The organism is Sediminicola sp. 1XM1-17, assembly GCF_037203765.1.
In the GTDB taxonomy this organism is placed as follows: domain Bacteria; phylum Bacteroidota; class Bacteroidia; order Flavobacteriales; family Flavobacteriaceae; genus Sediminicola.
In genome coordinates this window covers 251359-272578 of the sequence record NZ_JBBCAS010000006.1, presented here as the reverse complement: position 1 = coordinate 272578, position 21220 = coordinate 251359, and the positions used below count along the sequence as shown (strand labels likewise).

16 protein-coding genes are annotated in these 21220 nt (G+C 42.5%); 2 read left to right on the top strand and 14 right to left on the bottom strand.

The window, feature by feature from the left end:
* The first annotated feature begins 14 nt into the window (after positions 1-14).
* Positions 15-695 (top strand): head GIN domain-containing protein, encoded by a 681-nt coding sequence (locus WAA86_RS11120; RefSeq protein WP_337301080.1) that lies wholly within the window; start codon positions 15-17, stop codon positions 693-695.
* Between the two features lie 59 nt (positions 696-754).
* Here WAA86_RS11120 and WAA86_RS11115 read toward each other — a convergent pair whose 3' ends face one another.
* From WAA86_RS11115 to WAA86_RS11085, 7 genes are all read right to left on the bottom strand, one after another.
* Complete coding sequence (locus WAA86_RS11115) at positions 755-937, bottom strand: CPXCG motif-containing cysteine-rich protein (protein ID WP_337301079.1); 183 nt, start codon at positions 935-937, stop codon at positions 755-757.
* A gap of 2 nt (positions 938-939) precedes the next feature.
* Positions 940-2304, bottom strand: coding sequence for a TolC family protein (locus tag WAA86_RS11110; protein ID WP_337301078.1), 1365 nt, complete (start codon positions 2302-2304; stop codon positions 940-942).
* Between the two features lie 4 nt (positions 2305-2308).
* A complete protein-coding gene (locus WAA86_RS11105; RefSeq protein WP_337301077.1) occupies positions 2309-5584 on the bottom strand; it encodes an efflux RND transporter permease subunit in 3276 nt (1091 codons plus the stop codon).
* Positions 5584-6717, bottom strand: coding sequence for an efflux RND transporter periplasmic adaptor subunit (locus WAA86_RS11100; protein WP_337301076.1), 1134 nt, complete (start codon positions 6715-6717; stop codon positions 5584-5586). The genes WAA86_RS11105 and WAA86_RS11100 overlap by 1 nt, the downstream gene beginning before the upstream one ends.
* A gap of 157 nt (positions 6718-6874) precedes the next feature.
* A complete protein-coding gene (locus WAA86_RS11095) occupies positions 6875-7780 on the bottom strand; it encodes a leucine-rich repeat domain-containing protein (protein WP_337301075.1) in 906 nt (301 codons plus the stop codon).
* An 11-nt stretch (positions 7781-7791) separates the two neighbouring features.
* Positions 7792-8682 carry a leucine-rich repeat domain-containing protein gene (locus WAA86_RS11090; RefSeq protein WP_337301074.1) on the bottom strand — a complete coding sequence of 297 codons (891 nt, stop codon included), beginning with the start codon at positions 8680-8682 and terminating at the stop codon, positions 7792-7794.
* 181 nt (positions 8683-8863) lie between these two features.
* A complete protein-coding gene (locus tag WAA86_RS11085) occupies positions 8864-10786 on the bottom strand; it encodes an ABC-F family ATP-binding cassette domain-containing protein (protein WP_337301073.1) in 1923 nt (640 codons plus the stop codon).
* A gap of 65 nt (positions 10787-10851) precedes the next feature.
* On the opposite strand from WAA86_RS11085, the gene WAA86_RS11080 reads away from it, so the two are divergent.
* Positions 10852-11235, top strand: a complete 384-nt coding sequence (locus WAA86_RS11080; protein ID WP_337301072.1) for a DUF983 domain-containing protein — start codon at positions 10852-10854, stop codon at positions 11233-11235.
* On the opposite strand, the gene WAA86_RS11075 is transcribed toward WAA86_RS11080, so the two are convergent.
* From WAA86_RS11075 to topA, 7 genes are all read right to left on the bottom strand, one after another.
* Positions 11225-12286, bottom strand: a complete 1062-nt coding sequence (locus WAA86_RS11075) for an NAD(P)/FAD-dependent oxidoreductase (protein ID WP_337301071.1) — start codon at positions 12284-12286, stop codon at positions 11225-11227. The two genes, WAA86_RS11080 and WAA86_RS11075, sit on opposite strands and share 11 nt — an antisense overlap.
* A gap of 79 nt (positions 12287-12365) precedes the next feature.
* Positions 12366-13268, bottom strand: a complete 903-nt coding sequence (porN, locus tag WAA86_RS11070) for a type IX secretion system ring protein PorN/GldN (protein WP_337301070.1) — start codon at positions 13266-13268, stop codon at positions 12366-12368.
* A gap of 109 nt (positions 13269-13377) precedes the next feature.
* The gene (gene porM / locus WAA86_RS11065) at positions 13378-14946 is read right to left on the bottom strand and encodes a type IX secretion system motor protein PorM/GldM (RefSeq protein ID WP_337301069.1); all 1569 of its coding nucleotides are present in this window, start codon (positions 14944-14946) and stop codon (positions 13378-13380) included.
* A 55-nt stretch (positions 14947-15001) separates the two neighbouring features.
* Positions 15002-15655 (bottom strand): type IX secretion system motor protein PorL/GldL, encoded by a 654-nt coding sequence (gene porL / locus WAA86_RS11060; RefSeq protein WP_337301068.1) that lies wholly within the window; start codon positions 15653-15655, stop codon positions 15002-15004.
* Between the two features lie 78 nt (positions 15656-15733).
* Positions 15734-17092: a type IX secretion system lipoprotein PorK/GldK gene (porK, locus tag WAA86_RS11055; RefSeq protein WP_337301067.1), complete on the bottom strand. Its 1359-nt coding sequence runs from the start codon at positions 17090-17092 to the stop codon at positions 15734-15736.
* Positions 17093-17209: 117 nt separating this feature from the next.
* Positions 17210-18367 (bottom strand): formimidoylglutamase, encoded by a 1158-nt coding sequence (locus tag WAA86_RS11050; RefSeq protein ID WP_337301066.1) that lies wholly within the window; start codon positions 18365-18367, stop codon positions 17210-17212.
* Positions 18368-18369: 2 nt separating this feature from the next.
* Positions 18370-20865, bottom strand: coding sequence for a type I DNA topoisomerase (gene topA, locus WAA86_RS11045; RefSeq protein ID WP_337301065.1), 2496 nt, complete (start codon positions 20863-20865; stop codon positions 18370-18372).
* Positions 20866-21220 lie beyond the last annotated feature (355 nt).

The following is a 21220-nucleotide window of genomic DNA, read 5'->3' as shown; positions in this document are numbered from 1 at the left end:
TAATACCATTACCTATGAGAACAACACTGGCACTTATCGCCTTCACATTACTATCATGGAACATTTCAGCACAAAAGGAAGTGACCCACGAACTATCCAAATTTTATGAGGTAAAGGCCTATGACGGCATTACGGTAAAATTGATCCGCAGTGATGTAAACAAAGCAGTAATCACCGGGGAGGATAAGAGCGAAGTGGAATTTGTAAATAAATCCGGGAAATTGAAAGTACGCATGGAATTGGACAACTTTTTGGACGGACATAATACCACGGTTATGTTGTACCATACCGAAAATTTGGTTGTTCTGGATGTAAACGAAAAGGCAAAGATCATTTCCGATGAACAGCTCCGATCCGTAAGCTTGGAATTGCGTGCACAGGAGGGTGGCGAACTCAAACTACAGGTTGAAGCCGATAAGGTGGATGTAAAGTCGACCACCGGAGGAATAATTTCCTTGTCAGGGATCTCAAAGATTCAGGATATTTCTGTGAATACAGGTGGAACTGTCAATAACGAGAGTCTAAAAACAGAACAGACAGAGGTATCTGTAAACGCAGGGGGCACTGCCAATGTAAATGCCTCTGATATTGTGGACGCTACGGTAAGAGCCGGAGGCACCATAAATATTTATGGCAACCCCAAAGAAATTAAAGAAACAAAATTTGTTGGGGGCAACATCAATGCAATACAGTAGGCTCCAATTCAAGAAACAAATAAAAAGCGCCATGGTTTCATGGCGCTTTTTTTATTCGTTTACTGTTCCAAACTGTCCGCTTCAAAACCTATGAGTTCGTGGTCCTGAAACATGGGCGTTACCTCTATTGGGTTACAACATACCTCACAATCTTCCACGTAGGTCTGTTTGGAAATGGAAGTATCCAACAACATGGAAATTTCTTCCCAACAATAGGGGCATTGAAAGAAATGTTCAAACATAGCTATAGTTCTACGTTCAATAACTGACCCGTCAATTGAAGCAACTGCAATTCTGCCAGCTTGGCGTCATACTTGGCGAGGTTTTTATTGGTCTGCGCATTGAGCAGATTGATCTGTGCCTGACGGAATTCAATGGAGGTAATTCGCCCCAATTTAAACTGTTCCTCAGAGCGCTCAAAGTTATTTTGGTTGGTCAACACATTTTGCTCCTGTATCTGGTAAATGTTCAACCTGTTCTCATAAATGGCCAGAGCGTTCAATATATCCCTGTTCACCTCCAGCTCAATTTGTTTTTTGATCAACTCCTGATTGGCATAGGCAATTTTTGCATTTTTGACCCTTACCGTGGTTCCTCCCCCATCAAAAAGGTTCCAGGTCAGACTGGCTCCCAAGGCTATATTATCCGTAGTGGAATTGATTCCCGGAAAGATGGCCCCAGATAAAAAGGCCGATGGGGCACTCTGGTTACGGTTCCACCCATAGGTACCTGTCAAACCAATGGTAGGCAAATATCCAGATCTGCTTACCTTGATATCGTAATCGTTGATGGCCAGGCTTCGTTCGGACTGCAACACGGCCACGTTATTGTTTTTGGCAAGCGTTACAAACTCTTCCAATTGTAATCTCGGAATAAACCGTATCACGGTATCCACCTGAAACCTATTGTTCAGATCTTGGTTCAGGATCACGTTCAGATCCCTTTTGGCATTGGCCAAATTCTGATTGGTGTTCAACAGGTTGATACTGTCATTGGTTACATCCACTTGGGCATTCAAAATATCCAGTTGGGTATTCTGTCCATAATCAAAAGAGTACTCCGCCCTTTTAATCCTATCCTGAGAGATTTCCAGAGCCTGTTGCAGCACTCTTTGGTTTTCTGTAAGCCTGGCAATTTCAAAATAAACACTGAACAATTGTAGGATGGTGTTTTCTATGGTCTCCCTTGCCTGAAGTTCACTCAATTGGTACTGTTCCTTTAACCGTTTGTAATTATAGAACCTCCCAAGCCCATCAAATAGGGTATAATTTACATTGATAGCCGAATTGTAGCGCTGACTTTCTGCCTTGTCCACGTCTATATCCGGTCTAGGACTCCCATCTTCCAAAAATTGACCCGGAAATTCTGTATTGGTATTGTTCCTATTATAGGTTGCACCTGCCGTTCCTGTAACGGAGGGCAAATAACCAGAGTTGAGAATCCCGGTATTGTTCTCTGCAATTTCAACATTGTTCTTGGCCACCACTATATTGAAATTGTTTTCAAGGGTCTTGACCACGGCCTCCTCCTTGGACAATAGATTCTCTTGGGCGACCATTTCCTTCCCGTAAAAAGCCGTAATTATTAACAGTAGATAAAATTTCTTCATGGACCTATATACTCTTTTCGGTGTTTTCTTCCATACTACCGTTGGAATGAATAATATTTTCTTTCTGATGGTGATTTCCCTGCATATGCCGCTCCTCATCCTGCTCTTTAATGGCTCTTTCTACTTCCTCTTTGGTTACCGGTACCCCTGTGGCCAGCCATTTGGAACTTACCTTGAACCTATTGCTGAATGCCAAGAAAAGAGGCAACATCAACAAGGTCAGCACAGTAGCAAAGGCAATACCGTAGGCAATTGAAATGGCCATGGGCTTTAAGAACTGTGCCTGCCTGCTCTTTTCCAATAGCAAGGGTGCCAAACCGGCGATGGTGGTAATGGATGTAAGAAATATGGCCCTAAACCTGGATTTACCGGCTTCAAAAATAGCATCATCAAATTTCATCCCTTCCCTGAGGTTGGTATTGAACTTACCAATGAGCACCAATCCATCGTTCACCATAATTCCTATCAGCGCTATTATTCCCAACATGGATAAAATATTTATGGGAAAATCATGGAACCAATGGCCCCAAGCTACAGCCGTTAAACTAAAAGGCACCAGCAAAATGAGCATTAAAGGTTGGCTAAAGCTTCTAAACGTGAATGCAATGGTAATATAGATCAATAATAGTACCGTTAGACCGGCAGATTTCAAAGAACCCAGCAATTTGCCGGCTTCTCTATTCTGTCCTTCATAGGAGGCCGATACCGTTGGATATTTTGATTGGATCTCTGGCATGACCTGCGTCTGGATATCGGTCATGATATCCGTTGCACTGGTAGTCTTGTCATCTTTAAGGTCGGCCGAGATTTGGATTTCCCTTCGTCCATCCAAGTGGTTGATGGCCACATCTCCCCTTTCAATGGTATACGTGGCAATTTCCTTTAATGGCACTTTGTTCCCGGATGGAGTGGCAATACGCATCTCATCAAGATCTGTAATGGAGGACCTGTCCTGTCGGTCATATCGTACCCATACCCTAATTTCATCCTGTCCCCTTTGGAATCGCTGTGCTTGGGTACCAAAAAATCCGGCCCTTACCTGGTTCATCACCGTCCTGAGATCGAGCCCCAATAAATAGGCATTCTCTTTGAGCTCTAACCTTATTTCCTTGATCCCAGCAGGATCGTTATCGGCAACATCCTTTAAAAGGGCATTGTTTTCCAAGGCCGTTTTCAAATCCTTTTTGGCAGCTTTCAGTTCCTGAATGTTGTTGCCCATAAGGGATACGGAAACAGGGTCGCCCCCAAAGTTACCTCCCGATCCATAAATGAGGCTCTCAACCCCCACCACGGGTCCAACCAGTTCCTGTAACCTACTGGTCACCATATTGGAACGTATTTCGTCCGGTCTTTCCTCTCCTGGAAGTAGGTTGATGACCAAGTTGGCCGCGGAAGATCCTGGACCTACCGTTCTGATCATGTTTTCAAAAAGCACCTTGTCGGTCCCCTGTAAATAGGTTTCCGTAAGTTCCTTGTTGACTATTTCTGCTTTTTCTTCTATCAGGCTTATAATAGAATCCGTAATCTTTTCATTGGTGCCATTGGGCATCAACAGGGATACCTGTACCCTATCACTGGCAATAGACGGGAAAAACGCCGTTCTTATGATACCACCACCTACAGATCCAAGGGTAAGGACCAAGGCCACAACAAAAAATGAAAAGGTCAGAATTTTGTGTTTTAGAGCGAATTTTAGGGAAGGTCCGTACATATTGTCCCGCATCCAGACCATCATTTTATCACCATAGTCATTGATTACTCTTAGTTTGGAGAATACTTTGGCTATACCTTTTTTGGGTTTATCATCCAGTGGCTGCAACGCTTTGGAATGTGCCAAATGGGCCGGCAAAATAATCAGGGCTTCCACAAGGGACACCACAAGTGTGAGGATGACTATTACGGACACCTCACTAAAGAATTCCCCAATCCTCCCGTCCAAAAACAAGAAGATAGAAAAAGCAAGAATGGTTGTAATAATAGCCGAGACTATGGGAGGAATCACCTCCATGGTACCGTCTATGGCCGCTTGTATGGGACTCTTGCCCCTCTCGTAATGTTGATAGATATTTTCCGCTATAACAATTCCGTCATCCACCAGAATACCAATTACGATAATCATTCCGAACAAGGAGAGTACATTTATGGTCACATCGAAAAAGCCGGCAAAGATGAACATCCCCAAAAAGGAAATGGGCAGACCAAAAGCCACCCAAAAAGCCAGTCTTGTATTCAAAAATAAGGACAGGAAAATCAATACCAAGATCATCCCCATGATAGCGTTTTCGGTCAGCAATTGTGTCCTTTGGGTCAAGGTGACGGACTGGTCACTGACCACATTGGCCTGTACATTATTGTATTTTTGGTTAAAATCCGCTACATATTCCTTTACCTGCTCGGCCGCAGAGATCAAATCTTCGGTATTGGTGCTCGTAATACTGACATTCACGGCCAGATTACCGTTGAAATAGGACGTATTGGGGGTTTCTGAGAACCTATCCCTGATAATGGCAACATCCTTTAACCTAATAGTCTGTCCCGAGGCATCTGCCCTGACAATAAGGTTGGAGATCTCATCACCGTAATAGGACCTGTTATTGGCCCGGATCAAATATTCTTCCGCATCTGTCTTAATATTTCCCCCAGTCACCAAAATATTGGCATTGGCCACAGCTTGGGAAACCTCACTAAAGGATAAGTTATAAGCGAGAAGGCTATTCTCGTTCACCGCAATCTCTATCTCTTCCTGGGGATATCCCGAGATATTGATCTGCGATATGCCTTCAAGGGCCCGAATGTCGTTCTCTATCTGCCTTCCAATTTGCTTTAATGTGGCCAAGGGGACATTGTCACCACTGACCGAAAAACTGATCGTCTGACGCACGGCCTCCAGTTTGGAAACAACCAAGGGTTCCATGCCCGTTGGAAAGGATGGCACCCTATCCACGGCATTTTTGACTTCGAGCAACATAAAATCAATATCCCTGCCTTTCTCTATCTCTACATTGATGGTTCCACTGTTCTCCCTGGAGGTGGAGGTCACCCTATCCACGCCTTCCAATCCTTTGAGGTTGTCCTCAATCTTAAGAACAATTCCTTCTTCCACTTCCTGTGGCGAAGCACCGGGATAGGTAATATTAATGGCAATGTTCTTGGAATCGGACAATGGAAAGAAGGACGACTTCAATGAGAGTGCCCCTGCAATTCCAAAAACAACGAACGCCAGGATAAATACACTAACAGCTACATGGTACTTTATAAAATATGCTATAAGACCCCTCATTATTCTTCCGTATTAGCCATGTCCTTCAATACCTTTACCAACATTCCGGCATACGCTCCTATGACCGGTTTGGACAAGATGGTGGCCCCGTCCGGAACTTCTTTTAGAACCACTTTCTTATCGCTAAAAAATATTGGTTTTACATCAATCATATCCAGGACAGTGTCCCGAACCACAAAAATCTTATCGCCTTCCAACAGCAGACTCCTATCTATTTCAATGGCCTCGGTCTCTTCCTGTGTATTCAAATTGGCCTGCAGGTACATCCCTTCCCTTAATTCAGGGTTTCGCACCTCAATATACGCCCTGATGGTTTGGGACAACTGATCTATATTGGCATTGATCCTGGCAACTTTACCAGTGTATTTCTTGCTATTGTCCAAGTTCACCAATGCTACCTCTTCACCCAACTTCAGGAGATCACTATAGCTTTTGCTAACGGCAACTTCCAACTCGTAGACACCGGTATCTATAAACTCCCCCAGTTTTTGTCCGGAACGCACCAAGGTGCCTTCAGTGACCAGGGCATCGGTAACCACTCCGTTAAATGGGGCCGTGATCCTATATTTTGCCAGTCTTTGCTCCTGATTTTTTACATTGTAATAATTGGTCAGTATCCCCCGCCCAGAAATAAAATAGCGTTCCTTTTCGGTATCCATTTGTGGCAGTGGTGGTGTTGTTTTCTGTATGTCGAAATTCCGGAGATATTCTTCCCATTTTGGGAATACTTCCGGATAATCCAGTCGAAGATCTGGCATGATGGACGTAATCAGATTATATAGGTTGCTTTTTGACGATTGCACACTGGCATTGTACTCTTGTGCATCAATACTGATAATGGTCTGCCCTGCACTGTACTTTTGTCCCGGACGGAACAGGACGCTCCCAGTTTTGAAAACCCCTTGAACTTCAGAAAAAAGCTCTACCCTCCTTTGGGCTACCAGGTTACCGTTAGCAGAGACTACAATGGGAACGGTTCCGTTTTTAACGGTTTGCACAAACACCGTTTTAACAACTTTTTCAGGTTTGGGCTTTTGGGTGTTCTTGTTCGCGATGATGACAGAGGCCGCATAAAATGATAGGGCAATTAGAAGTAATCCAAGGACGGACAGTACTATTTTTCTAGTATCCATTAAGTTAAGGCTATAGTATAATTGTTGTATAGACAACAAAAGTACCCTTTAGTTTAAGCGTATTTAGTTAAAGATATCCTAAAACCAAGAAATCTGCCCATAAAAAAAGGATGCTTAGAGCATCCTTTTTAACCAAACTAACTAAAATTATAATCAACTATTCATTATTGTCATCCTCAAATTTAGTATCGGCCATTCTGGTATTATTGAAATCGACCGTTTTAAAATTCGGGTTAATATTCTTTTTATCGTAGTCAAAAACCAAAAATTGTTTGGAATCCATCATCTCCAGACTCTTAAAGGAATTAAACTTATTGTTCTGAATTTGAAGAATTTCCAAACTTGCCAACTGGCCAAATTCCATAGGGATTTCACCCCCTAGTTGATTATTGGCCAAAACCAATTCCTTCAGTTTTCCCAATTTTCCAAGTTCCGAAGGGATGGAACCGTCCAATGTATTTTCAAAAAGACCCAATACTTCCAATTTTGAAAGATTGCCCAAAGAATTGGGAATGGCACCTTTTAGATTGTTACTAGAGATATTCAACACCTTAAGGTTGGTAATTTCCCCAATACTTGCAGGTATGTTACCAGAGAGGAAGTTGTTGAACACTGTCAGTTCCTCCAATTTCTTTAGTTTGCCCATATCCTGCGGAAGTTCTCCTTTGATACGGTTCATTTCCAAACGAAGCACTTTTAGCTCGTTCAGTTGTACCATGGTTCTCGGTATTTCACCAGAAATACCATTGAAAGCAAGGTTCAACTGTACCAAATGGGTAAGTTTACCGATACTCTCCGGAAGTACGCCCTGTAGATTATTGCGGAACAAGTTGATCTCCACAACTTTATCGTTGACCACCTTCACGCCATACCAGGTAGAAACCGGTTGACTTAGGTCCCAGGTCTTGGTCCATTCAGCGCCATTGGTGCTATTGTAAAGGGACATTAAAGCCTCCTTATCATCTTGGCCAACCTCTGCCAAGGCTACCGAATGGGATACCAGTGCAAAAGCCCCCAATAAGAGGATAATTTTTACGTTACGAAATTTGGTTTTTAACATCATAATTTCAATGTTTAGTTATCATCATCTTCGAATTTGGTCTCCGCAGTACCCGTGGCATTGGGGATAAACAAATCCTTAAAATCATTCTTTTCATACCTATCGGCCTTTTTATCCATATCCAAAAGGGCCAGTTGTGTATTTCTCTGACCTGTAATTTGATCAGTAATCGCTTCAAAATTATTGTTCTGCATCTGTAAAAGTCGCAGATTTGGCATTGTAAAAATCCCCTCCGGAATATTACCGGACAAGTTATTCTCTGCCAAGGTCATAGCCTTTAAATTGGGAAGGTCTGCCATCCCATTGGGCAATTCCCCTTCTATCATATTATCTGCCAATTCCAATCTTTCAAGTGATTCCAAGTTTACCAATTCTTTTGGAATACTTCCGCTCAATGCGTTGTAGGAAAGATAAAGCATCTTCAATTGCTTCAGCTTCCCAATACTGGGCGGCAAGTTGCCCGACAGGCCATTATCGAACATATCCATTACGGACAAGTGCTCCAAATTTCCTATTTCCTCTGGTATCTCTCCCTCCAATTGGTTCTTTCCCAATCTGAGCACCTTTAATTTTCTCAATTTGGTGATGGTCTCCGGTATTTCCCCTTGCAGGGTATTGAAGGCCAAATTCAACTCTTCGAGAAATGATAAGTTACCCAAAGAATTTGGCAGGTTCCCCTGAAGGTTGTTATTGAACAAATTAAGGGAAACAATTTTACCATCCTCCACACGCACACCGTACCATTCAGAAACAGGGGCATTCAAATCCCATCTCACCTTCCATTGGGAACCATGGGTACTGGAATACAGATCTATAAGAACTTTCTTTTCCTGGGAACTAACATTGCCCATCACATATGGGCCCATTAGCATCATAACAACTAAAACAAAATAAGCCTGTTTCATGTAGTGTATACTTTATTGTACTTCAAACTTTTGTAGTCTGAACATTCCTAGGAATTGTCCTACAAATAAAGTACAATAAGAGACTAACAACAAAAATAATCGATGTAGGACAAGCGACCTATCGGTTTTTGTTGTGAAAGTGCCAAAAGTTGTGGTGTGGTGTTGTAAGTATTGTTGGCGATTAAGACTTTTCTGTCATTTCTTCCAAATCCATGGTTATTTCTTCCCATTGGTCCATAAGCTTTTTAAGCTCCTTTTTCTTCTTTTCGTACATGTCGAAAAAGTTCTTTTGGGCTATGGTGGCATCGTAGTTCATGAGAAGTTCATGGTCAATATTGGCAATTTCCTTTTCCAATTGCCCTATGGAACTCTCAGCGTTGCTCAATTTATTTTTGAGTGACTTTATTTTTTTCTGGTCTTCAAAGGTAACCTCCTTGTCCTTGCTTTTTTCCTTGACTTTTACGGCCTGCTGCTTTTTCTCAATAGCCCTAAAGTCCTGTGCTTTTCGTTGCTCCAAATAAAAATCGATATCCCCGAGGTATTCCCTGATGTTACCGTCCTTGAACTCATATACGTTGCCGGTAAGTCCCTGCAGGAAATCCCTATCATGGGAAACTAGTATTAGGGTACCCTCGAAACTCTGGAGCGCTTGCTTGAGCACATTCTTTGATTTAATATCCAAGTGGTTGGTAGGCTCATCCATGACAAGCACGTTGAACGGCTGCAATAACATTTTCGCCAGGGCCAATCTGTTGCGTTCCCCTCCGGAAAGTACCCTAACATATTTTTCTACCTCATCGCCCCGGAACAAAAAAGACCCCAAGATATCCCTTACCTTGCTCCTATTGGTTTCGTTGGCCGCATCGATCATGGTATCCAAAACAGTCTTGCTCCCGTCCAGGTATTCGGCCTGGTTCTGTGCAAAATATCCGATCTGCACATTATGGCCCAGTTTTATATGGCCCTCGTGATCCAATTCTCCTACCATTATTTTTGCCAAGGTAGATTTCCCTTGTCCATTCTGACCTACAAAAGCAGTTTTGCTCCCTCTTTCCACCAAAAGGTCAATTTCTTTGAGCACCTCATTTTTGCCGTAGCTCTTGGATAGGTTTTCTATTTCCAACACTACCTTCCCCGGTGTTACAGAAACAGGAAAGCGCAGGTTCATCACACTATTGTCATCCTCGTCCACTTCAATGCGCTCAATCTTGTCCAACTTTTTGATCAGGGATTGCGCCATGGATGCCTTGGAAGCCTTGGCCCTGAACTTTTCGATCAGTTTTTCGGTCTGCTGAATCTGTTTTTCCTGGTTCTTTTGGGCACTCATCTGCTGGTCACTGATCTCTTTTCTCAAGACCAGATATTCGGAATAGGGCTTGCTATAATCGTAGATCCTGCCCAAGGAGATCTCTATGGTCCTATTGGTCACATTGTCCAGGAACATCTTATCGTGGGAAACGATGACCACGGCTCCGGTGTAACTTCTCAAAAATTGCTCTAACCAGATGATGGATTCTATATCCAAGTGGTTGGTAGGCTCATCCAATAAGAGTACATCATTGTTCTGTAACAAAAGTTTTGCCAGCTCAATTCGCATCCGCCATCCCCCAGAAAAGGTCTCGGTCTTCTTGCCAAAATCTTCCCTTTTAAATCCAAGGCCCTGTAGTACCTTTTCAGTTTCCCCCTGGTAGTTGTATCCTCCCAATATTTCGTAGTGATGGGTAATATCATTGAGGTCTATGATCAATTGGTTATAGCTCTCGCTCTCATAATCCGTTCGCTCTACCAACTGATGGTTGATGGAGTCCAGTTTAAGTTCCAATTCCTTGATTTCCTGAAATGCCTGTTGGGCCTCATCCAAAACGGACCTCCCCAATTCAAAGTCGATATCCTGCTTCAAAAAACCTATCTTGATATCCTTATCGGAAGCGATGACACCTGTATCTGGTTCCAATTCTTTGGACAACAATTTTAACATGGTGGATTTACCGGCTCCATTCTTACCGATAAGTCCTACCCTATCTCCAGCATTTAATCTAAAAGCTATCTCTTCAAACAAATATTCCCCAGCAAATGAAACAGATAGATTATGTATATTCAGCATGTTTTGTGACTCTAGTTACTTAAATGAAAATCAATAATTTGTACTTTTGCACAAATTTTATGCAAATGTTAAAAAAAGGAAACAAACTCTACAGCATTTTAACAGGAAGTTGCCCTAAATGCCATCAAGAAAGTATGTACGTGGACCAGAATCCGTACCATTTGGGCCATCTATTGAAAATGAACGAACGTTGTTCCCATTGCCAAACCAAATACAAAATAGAACCTTCTTTTTTTTATGGGGCCATGTATGTGAGTTATGGCGTGGGTATTGCCTTTGCGGTAGCGGCCTTTGTCATCGCCTTTTTGATCGTGGGAACCTCCTTGGTCAATACCTTCATTGCCATTGTAGCCACATTGATCGTATTTATGCCGGTCATCATGAGATTGTCCCGAAACATATGGATCAATCTTTTTATGAAGTACGATCCCGATGCCGTTAAGAATTAACCGCGTAATATTTTTTCGTAAAACGGGCAATATCGATCTCCTTGGACAGGGGGACTCCATTTTCTATAAACTCAAAAAGATCCATGGCCGTTTTTGGTCCGGTCATGACCCCTCTGGATCCAAACCCGTTCAGGGCGTATAAATTTTCATATTCCGGGTGCCTCCCCACCAATGGCCTTCTGTCCGCCACAGTAGGTCTAATACCTGCAACATGATCTACCACCTCATAGCTACACTTTAAAAAAGTATTGAGCTTTTCCAACAATTCCATTCTGGACTCCTCTGTGGGAATATTGGTTTTATCCTTCCATTTATAGGTAGCGCCAATACGGTAAAGATCATTGCCCAACGGAATGATAAAAACAGAGGACTTGATCACGTTTTCCTCCTTGAGATCGGGTGCCTTAATGGTGAGCAGTTCCCCTTTGGTCCCATTTAGGGGCAGGTAGCTGAAGAAAGGGTTGGCACTTTGGCCATACCCTGTGGCGAAGACCACATGTTTGGCAGTTATACCCTTGTATGTGACCTGCTCCTGACCGATGTTCAACTGATTGAACTGACAGGTTTCCTGAAGGAGCATGTCCTTTTCTATCAGGTAGTTCTTATAGGTGGCAAGTAATTTTTTGGTTGCTATTCTTCCGGTGTACAAAACTTTCCCATATCCGAAAGGTGCATCGATAGCACTGTTTTTGTTGGCGATGATCTTGGTGGATAAAAAATGGGCCAGTTGCGGCTTGTCTGCTGCCTCGAACCACATATTCTGTTCTTCTATGGAGGCGAACCTTCGTAAAACCGAAAGCTTATAATCAAGTTGGGTCCGCAACTTCTCCTCCAGCTTATTGTAGAAAGGAATGGCGAGATCCAGTTGGGCCTTGGCATCCCAAGCCAAGGTAAAGCGTTTGAGGATTACAGGATTGTACAAGCCCCCTGCCACATTGGAGGAGGTCTGTGAATCGTCTGAAATCACCATAAAGGATGTATGGTTTTGCTCCAGAACCTCACAAAATGATATTCCCGCCAATCCCAAACCTACGACCAAGTAATCTACCATGCTGCAAAAATAAAAAAACGCCGCATGTAACATGCAGCGTTTTTCTAATATGTATTGAATTGGAGTTTTATTTATGGTCCTAATAGGCCCACATATCTTGTTCCCTGTCCCTGATCACCTCTTTTATACGTTGGGCTTCCAGAACTTGGAAAAGTGCATTATCTGCTATGTAATCTTTAATGGCACGGTCTCCGTGCACGTTATCCTCTTTATAGATAGTGGCATTGAACCTTCGGGCGTTGAGCAACATATCGAACGATATGGGCTGTGCCGTGTTTCTTTGATTGAATACCTTGGCTTCGTGCAAAATTTCCCTGGCGCTTGGGTACCATACCCAGAACAAAGGTACTTTGGCTTCTGCCATATCCATGGACTCATCATCAATAAAGTTCACATCCGGTGCTACGGGCGCAATACCCAACAAACGGTATTTCAATTCTCCCTGACGCTTATCGAAATACCAAATACCTTTAATAAGATATTCTTCAAGATCAGCGGCAACCAGATTTCTTCTATTGATATATTCAGGAGATATTTGCTCCCCGGCATTCAACTGCTCGTACCCATAATCTGTGGTATCTACCTTCTGAAGGGTAGCCCCAAGATCGTCAAGGGTCCTTTTTTCTGTGAAATATGCATCGGCATAGATGTCGGTCAATTTACCACTCTTGATGTTCTTCATCAAAACATCATACAGTGATCTTCTATCAGAACCGATCCCAATGGTATCCAATGGATAGTACAATGGAAAGTTAACACGCTCATCCAAATCGATGACCTCCCATACCGTCTTGGACCAAAGGATATCCCTATCGTCCACATAACCGTATTTCAATGGGGCATCATTGTCATTCGCTTTTTGCGCGGCTGTTTTCTTACCTACCTCATCGGGCATCTTGGCATTCAGAATATTTGCCTGGGCCATCATGGAGAGTGGTAACAGTGCAACAGCTCCGATTAATAAAACATTCTTCCAATTCATTTTTTATAATTTATGTATTTATTACACCTAGGTGTAATTTGTCCTATAGTGGTATGCCGTTTTACATATACGAACAACATACCACTACCGGACGCCTTATTTAAATTTACTAGTTTGTAAGCTCAACTACTACTGGAGAAACTTTCTTAAGTTTATAGCTCCTGTTGTTGGTAATATAAGCTTCGATATCAAATATTTGGATCGCATCTCCACGACCGGCTCTCTTCAAGGCTGATTTAGCTCTTTCGTCAAGCTTGTTTCCGTCTACACTAACCGTTGGCTGACCTGGCACTTTAAATTTAAATCCGCTAACTGCAAGGTTCAAGTCGAAATCAAAATCATCCAACATTGCTCCTACTGTAGAGATCTCCAAGTTGGTCCTTGGCATTTTAACACTACCACTTTCTCCTCTAATAGAACCTTCTGGTCTTGGAATATCCTTGATCCTGAATTCTGTTTTGGAACCTACAACCTGTCCATCAGGCAATTTACCTGAAGCGTTGATGGTCACTGTTCTACCTGTTCCAGGATTCATGATGTACTTGCTTCCACTAGATCTTGATAGACCTGGGGCATTGGCATTTACGTTGTTGTCTGGAATACCAGGAATGGATATGGTAATGGGATTGGCAACCCCACGGTAAACCACATTCATCTTATCAGCAGAGATCACTGCGGCATTTGGCTTGGTAATGGTAGCAAAAGTAGAGTTGACCGGTACTTCGGTGCGCTCACCATCTTGCATAAACACAAGGTTACCTTTAATGGTATGGTCTCCAGCACTACCTGAGCTTACCAAAAGCTTCACTTTACCATCTTCGATAGTATAGTCAGGACCTTCTTTTAATTTTCTACCATCCAAGGTCAAATTAACTTCGTTAGGTCTTGTAGTGGCATCTTTACGACCCAATACAATATTTCCTGTGAACTTCTCTCCTTGGTAGTATGCAGATTTCTCTTGCTCCAATAAGGTAGTATAGTTGGTCATGGAAACCTCACTGGTCAACTGTCCTTGCAACATGGCTTTCAAAGCATCTTGCTCTGTAGCTTTAATATCGGACTGAAGGGCAGTGATCTTGGTCAAAGAAGCGATCAAAGGAAAGCCTTCGTAATGATATTTCAACCAATCTACTTTGATCCCATCCCTGTTCTCTACCTTGCCTTTGTCATCGCCAGTTTCAAATCTCGTCTTAACGGCATCTTTTACATCCTGCATGCTAGCTGGCAAAACAGCAGTAACTTGGGTACGGTAATCCGTGATCCTTTTCATGAATTCCTGTCCTTCCTTACCTAGGTTGTCACCTTGGAAGAATTTTTGATCAAGATAATCTGTCTTGTCCATGACCTGGTAATCCTTAGGGTCTTCTACACCCTTCATCATTTCCTTTTTAAGATTTTCCAAGTAATCAAAATACTCTTGTGACAAAGCCTTTATTTTCTTGGCATCTTCCAAAAGAGGACCGAATTTTTCTTCGTTTTCTCCTGCTTTTGTTTCCAAGCCGCTCAAGAAGGCAAGGTTATTTTGTGTTGTTTTGGTATTGGATGCCTCCAACTTTTCGTTCATAAGACCGAAAGCTGCAAGTACTTCCTTACTCATGTTCAAGGCCAACATACAAATGAAGACCAGGTACATTAAGTTTACCATTTTCTGACGTGGTGATTGTTTTCCTCCTGCCATGTTTTCTAATTAGGTTTTAATTAATAATTTGATTTGGGTTAACTAAGTACGCTAATTAGTTTTTACTCATTGCAGAAAGCATTCCACCGTAAACTCCGTTCAATGAAGAAAGGTTTGTTGCCAATGAAGCCATTTGCTCTTTAAGGGCACTGGAATTTTGTACTACTTCCTCGTTGATAGAAGCTTGTCTGCTTGCGCTGTCCAACTGAACCTTGTAAAGACTGTTCAAAGACTCCATTTGGGCTGCTGCCTGTGACATTTCATCAGAATATTTTCTGGTAGACTCCATAGCATCTACTGTAGGAGCAATACCCTTGGCCGCACCTTCAAAATTCTTGATGCTGCTACCCAAGCTGTTCATTAATTCTGCATCCACTCCAGCTTCTTTCAAAAGATCGTCCAATTTTTTGGACAACGATGTTTCAGCATCTTTAATTTCAGCAGCTCCGTTTGATTTTCTAGCGGTCATTTCACCACCAGCCAATTCCGGATAAACAAGAGACCAGTCGTACTCTTCCTCAATAGGTTCAAATGCACTGATCGCGAAAATTAATGCTTCCGTAATAAGACCTACTGCCAAAAGAAGACCTCCTGTAAGGGGACCGAACTCCCAGTGTAGGATTTTAAACAATGCACCGATAATTACGATAGATGCTCCAAGCCCGTAGGCCATGTTAAATAGTTTTTTTGTTGATTTTGACTGTGCCATAATAGTAAATTTAATTTTAGTTTAATGTTAAGTAATAATAAGTATTTGGTTTATTGTTGATCACTATGTGAATTTCGTTTAGTTGGTAGAATCCTGTTCTCCCATGTAATCTTGTACAGTTCTAAAACCGATATAACTACGGGCAGAATCCTGGTATTCGTAATCCCTGGTGCTCACTTGCAAGAAATAAGCAACATCTTTCCATGATCCTCCACGGATCACTTTTCTTCTGTTTTCGGCAGAAACGGCGTTGGGGTTCATTGTAGATACAAACTCATATGAATTTGGATCATAACTGGAATTGGTCCATTCCGCAACGTTACCGGCCATATTGTACAGGTTAAAGTCATTTGGCTCAAAGGACTTTGCCTCTACTGTATACAAAGCGCTATCTGCAGCATAATCCCCTCTTTGAGGTTTAAAGTTGGCCATAAAGCATCCCGTATCACTGATCACGTACGGTCCACCCCAAGGATAAGTACCACCTTCAATACCACCTCTGGCAGCATATTCCCATTCAGCTTCGGTAGGCAACCTGAATTGGTTCACAAATTGCTTGCCCCTGCTCTTTTGGTCGTCGTTCTTAAATTTGGTCCTCCAATTACAAAAGGCTTTTGCCTGTTGCCATGATACCCCTACTACAGGATAATCACTGTAAGCATCATGCCAGAAATAATCGTTGTGCATGGGCTCATTGTAAGAGTATTCAAAATCTTTGATCCATACCGTGGTATCGGGGTAGATCTCCAACATTTCCTGTCTGATGAAATCTTTTCTGTTACCGGTCTTGGAACGTGCCGCAGCTTCGATATCCATCCACTTGTAGCTGTACTTCAGTTTTTTGACATCTATAATACGTTGACCGTTATAGGATTCCTCCTCTTTCAAGTACATGGAATCTACCATGATCTCGGTATAATATTCATCTGGATAATCATTGATATCCCAAACCAGATCCTGATCTCTGTTCAAAGCCCTACCTTCATAGCCTGTCTCGCCCATACCCTGATAATTGTTCATCATGTATTTTTCGTAGGCAGACATTCTAGTGGTATCGGCATCCTTAAATGCATAGTCGCCAATTCCCCCATCTTCTGGTCCTAGTCCCAACTCATCGGCAAGGATGGCCAATTTGGTTCTGGTAATGGAATCTTTTACCCAATCCACGAATTGACGGTATTCACTATTTGTAATTTCCGTATCGTCCATATAAAAGGAGGTTACAGTTACGGTCTTGGTCGGTGCATTCAGGGTTTGGGCCATGTCTTCTTCTGACTTACCCATGGTAAAGGCGCCCCTAGGAATCAATTCCATTCCATAAGGTTTTTCTGGATACCATTTTTTACCTTGGGCTCCAACTAATTCCCCTTTTGTTTTGGACCCACAACTCGCGAGTAAAAAAACAAATGCTATAGATAACAACAATAGCTTCTTCATACTTTAGGTTAAATTTCGATTTAAGAATGCAAACTGCAAACGCTTTTATTACTTTCTAAAACTGCTTTTTAAATAAATTATTGTATCAAAACAGTTTATACTTGAAAAAAATATTGATTAATTGAAGCCTTTCTTATAGGCTTTAAACCACCTTTCGGGAATATTTTGGTCACACGCTTCCAAATAGTCCTTTTCTGTGCATGGTAATAACGCAGGTGTGTTTGTTTTATTATGTGAAGTTAAAATTGATGGGACCTCTACCCACCACCTTTCTGTAAGATTACTTTTGTAGAATATCAAATCTTCGTCGTCCGTGGGCACTATAAACTTGGTAAACGACTCTTTATCAAGGTATGGGGATTCTTTTATCCTAAAATTGACCCCTTCAATAAAATACCAAATAATCTGTGACATCAATTGGAATGACTGTACACTATTTTCTATTTCATAGATTCCAAATAGGGCTACCTTGTCACTGATACCGGCATAACGCGCTATGGCACATATTTCCCTTCCGGTAAAACCATTGGGCGAAAAATGATCCGACAGGCCGATATCTGCCGCCCTTACGGCTCTGGCATCCAAACTGACCATATCCGCATTCCTCAAGACAGGTTCTGCCAAAGAGACGTCAAATGCGATCTCCCCAAGACGATAGGCGTCAAAGAGCAGGCGCTCCATCAGGTCTATCTCCTCCTGGGCGTTAAAGTAACTTTGATATCCTATATTGGAGAAATTAAAAAGGTTGTTGGGCTTATCAGTAATGATCTTGCTCATATACGAATTGGAGGATATGAGCTCTTCTGCATCCCCAAAATCGAACCTGCTGTCAATGGCAACAAGGTTGATCATATTTTTTAGGCCATCAAAAGCCCGATAGGTAGGATACGTCAGATCTTGGGTAGCACCAATGACAATAGGTATGATATTCTCCTCGATCAGCCCGGCCACTATTTCCTTGACCACAAAATAGGTGTCCTCTACCTCTTCCCCTTGTTCCACATCGCCAAGATCAACGATGGAAGTGTTCCAATTGCCCATCATGAGCTTGTACAACTGTAGGCGCAGGCCTGAAATGTCCAAGCGCTCCATTTTTTTCTCAAAGGCATTACGGGATTCATGCACCCCAAAAATTGCGATGGTGGCATTGGCCAACACGGGCAGACCTTTGCGCTCCGTATGCTTAAAGATATTTTTTCCCAGTGCCTGAGGTGGAAGCAGTTCGCAATGGGCCAGGACCTTATCCTCTACAGGTACCAAAAAATCAAATGCCATAGTTATTTCTTCGCTTTAGGTTTTGCTTTTGATTTTGTTTTTTTCTTGGGTGTTTTTTTCTCGATCAATGCCTTGGCCTCTTCCAAGCTAATTTTGGTGGCATCAACATCTTTGGAAAGTTCAACTTTGATCTTCCCCTTCAAAATATTGTGCCTTCCCCATCTAGCCTTTTCTATACGAATACCCTCGTCTGGCCAATCTTGGATTAATTTATCTATTTCTTTCTGCTTTTTGGCCTCTATCAGTTCAGCGATGTCTTCCTTGGACAGATTGTCAAAATCGTACTTTTTGTTCACGTTGATGAACATGCCGTCCCATTTTATAAATGGTCCAAATCGTCCTGTCCCCTTGGTCACCTCTTTTTCTTCGTACATGGCAATAGGTGCATCTGCCTTTTCCTTCTCTTGTATAAGTTCTGCTGCCCTTTCCATAGTGATGTCCAATGCACTCTCACCAGGGGCCATGGAAACAAATGTTTTTCCGTATTTCACATAAGGGCCAAACCTTCCTACATTGGCTTCTACTTCCTCCCCTTTGTATACACCCAACTTACGTGGAAGTTTAAAAAGGTCCATGGCTTCCTCAAAGGATATGGTATTCAAGGAGTGTTCTGGCAACAAGCTGGCGAACAATGGCTTTTCTTCCTCTTCTACGGTGCCTATCTGTACCATAGGTCCAAATCTCCCCAATCGGACAGATACCTGTCTCCCCGATTTTGGATCTTTCCCCAAGATACGCTCACCACTGGCGCGATCTGCATTTTCCTCAACATCAATCACATTCGGATGGAAATCCTTGTAGAATTCCGTCATCACCTTTTGCCAATCCTCATCCCCTGCTGCAATCTCATCAAAATCCTCCTCTACTTTGGCCGTAAAGTTGTAATCCAAAATATTGGCGAAATGCCCCACCAAGAAATCGGTCACGATCATTCCTATGTCTGTAGGCACTAACTTGCCTTTATCCGAACCTACTTTTTCCGTTAGGTTCTTCGCTGTCAACTTATCGCCCTTAAGGATCAGTTGTACATAATTGCGTTCTGTACCTTCAATGGAGCCTTTTTCAACATATCCCCTGTTCTGAATGGTGGATATGGTCGGTGCATAGGTAGATGGTCTTCCTATACCAAGCTCTTCTAATTTTTTCACCAAGGAAGCTTCACTATATCTATAAGGTGCCCTCGAGAATCGTTCTGTGGCCGAGATATTGGTATTGGTCAGGGCTTCCCCTTCTTTCATGGCCGGCAACATCCCATCCTGTTCTTCCGCCATATCCTCATCATCGATCCCTTCCATATACACTTTAAGGAAACCATCGAACTTGATAACCTCCCCGTTGGCACTGAACTCGTCATTGTGGGTACTTGCACTGATCTTGATATTGGTACGCTCCAATTGGGCATCGCTCATTTGGGAAGCCAGGGTACGTTTCCAGATGAGATCGTAAAGTTTGGATTGGTCGCGATCCAAGGAAGGCGACTGTATTTTCATATCTGTAGGACGAATGGCCTCGTGGGCTTCCTGCGCCCCTTTGGTCTTGCCCGTAAAATTCCTTACCGTACTGTATTCCTTTCCATAATTACTTATGATGGCATCTTTCGCTTCTGCCAATGCTTCTTTGGAAAGATTGACACTATCAGTTCTCATATAGGTGATCAATCCCGCCTCATAGAGGCGCTGGGCCACCTGCATGGTTTTGCCCACCGAAAAATAGATCTTCCTGGAAGCCTCCTGCTGCAAGGTTGACGTGGTAAATGGTGCTGCCGGTGATTTTTTGGCAGGCTTTTTATCTAGATTGGCGACTTTAAAATTGGCGCCTATATTTTGTTTTAGAAATGCCTCGGCCTCTTCTTGTGAAGAAAAGGTCTTGTTCATTTTGGCAGAAAAAGAAGTTCCGTCCTGTGTTTTAAAAACCGCCGAAATCTTAAAGGATGCTCCGGGGGAAAAGGCTTCAATATCCCTTTCGCGTTCTACGATCAATCGAACCGCTACCGATTGCACCCTACCTGCTGATAGTCCTGGCTTTATTTTTTTCCATAAAACCGGCGAAAGCTCATAACCTACCAATCTATCCAAAACCCTTCTGGCCTGTTGGGCATTTACCAGGTCATAATTTATTTCGCGGGGATTTTCAATGGCCCGCTGAATGGCTGCCTTGGTAATGGAGTTGAAAACAATCCTTTTGGTCTTGGCCTTGTCCAGATTTAGCTCTTCTGCCAAATGCCAAGATATGGCCTCCCCCTCTCTATCCTCATCACTGGCCAACCAAATGGTATCTGCTTTTTGGGCCAGGTCCTTTAGTTTTTTGACAAGTGCCTTCTTATCGCTATCAACAATATATTTTGGTTTAAAACCATTATCCACGTCAACTCCCAACTCCTTAGAGGGCAGATCGGCAATATGTCCAAAGCTGGACTCTACCTTATAATCCTTCCCTAAAAATTTTTCTATTGTTTTTGCTTTAGCAGGCGACTCTACAATTACTAAATTCTTTGCCATTCAATCTTTTTTGTTGCCACAAAAGTATATCAATTTTTTTATTTAACGCTTTATCCTTGCGTCACATATAAAAAAAGCATCCTTTCACCGAGCTTACCGATCTTATTTTATGTTCTTTTTATCACTCTAAATTCAAGGAACTTAACCCCCACGACCCATGAAGAACAGCACTATTCATTCCACGTGCACTAGCACCATGACAAGGACCTGCCCTCGAAGAAGCACAAAGACAACCTTGACCCTTGTAACGCATATATAATAAGGACTAACCAAAACCTGACAAGCGATGCAGGTATTGACAGATGGTTTCTACCGATTTTTGATAAATATTTAACTGTCAAATTGTCACGAATCT

What these genes read in the sequence shown, in the direction of transcription:
- WAA86_RS11120 (WP_337301080.1), top strand. Translation starts at nt 15, where the DNA reads ATGAGAACAACACTGGCACTTATCGCCTTCACATTACTATCATGGAAC.
- WAA86_RS11115 (WP_337301079.1), bottom strand. Translation starts at nt 937, where the DNA reads ATGTTTGAACATTTCTTTCAATGCCCCTATTGTTGGGAAGAAATTTCC.
- WAA86_RS11110 (WP_337301078.1), bottom strand. Translation starts at nt 2,304, where the DNA reads ATGAAGAAATTTTATCTACTGTTAATAATTACGGCTTTTTACGGGAAG.
- WAA86_RS11105 (WP_337301077.1), bottom strand. Translation starts at nt 5,584, where the DNA reads ATGAGGGGTCTTATAGCATATTTTATAAAGTACCATGTAGCTGTTAGT.
- WAA86_RS11100 (WP_337301076.1), bottom strand. Translation starts at nt 6,717, where the DNA reads ATGGATACTAGAAAAATAGTACTGTCCGTCCTTGGATTACTTCTAATT.
- WAA86_RS11095 (WP_337301075.1), bottom strand. Translation starts at nt 7,780, where the DNA reads ATGATGTTAAAAACCAAATTTCGTAACGTAAAAATTATCCTCTTATTG.
- WAA86_RS11090 (WP_337301074.1), bottom strand. Translation starts at nt 8,682, where the DNA reads ATGAAACAGGCTTATTTTGTTTTAGTTGTTATGATGCTAATGGGCCCA.
- WAA86_RS11085 (WP_337301073.1), bottom strand. Translation starts at nt 10,786, where the DNA reads ATGCTGAATATACATAATCTATCTGTTTCATTTGCTGGGGAATATTTG.
- WAA86_RS11080 (WP_337301072.1), top strand. Translation starts at nt 10,852, where the DNA reads ATGTTAAAAAAAGGAAACAAACTCTACAGCATTTTAACAGGAAGTTGC.
- WAA86_RS11075 (WP_337301071.1), bottom strand. Translation starts at nt 12,286, where the DNA reads ATGGTAGATTACTTGGTCGTAGGTTTGGGATTGGCGGGAATATCATTT.
- porN (WP_337301070.1), bottom strand. Translation starts at nt 13,268, where the DNA reads ATGAATTGGAAGAATGTTTTATTAATCGGAGCTGTTGCACTGTTACCA.
- porM (WP_337301069.1), bottom strand. Translation starts at nt 14,946, where the DNA reads ATGGCAGGAGGAAAACAATCACCACGTCAGAAAATGGTAAACTTAATG.
- porL (WP_337301068.1), bottom strand. Translation starts at nt 15,655, where the DNA reads ATGGCACAGTCAAAATCAACAAAAAAACTATTTAACATGGCCTACGGG.
- porK (WP_337301067.1), bottom strand. Translation starts at nt 17,092, where the DNA reads ATGAAGAAGCTATTGTTGTTATCTATAGCATTTGTTTTTTTACTCGCG.
- WAA86_RS11050 (WP_337301066.1), bottom strand. Translation starts at nt 18,367, where the DNA reads ATGGCATTTGATTTTTTGGTACCTGTAGAGGATAAGGTCCTGGCCCAT.
- topA (WP_337301065.1), bottom strand. Translation starts at nt 20,865, where the DNA reads ATGGCAAAGAATTTAGTAATTGTAGAGTCGCCTGCTAAAGCAAAAACA.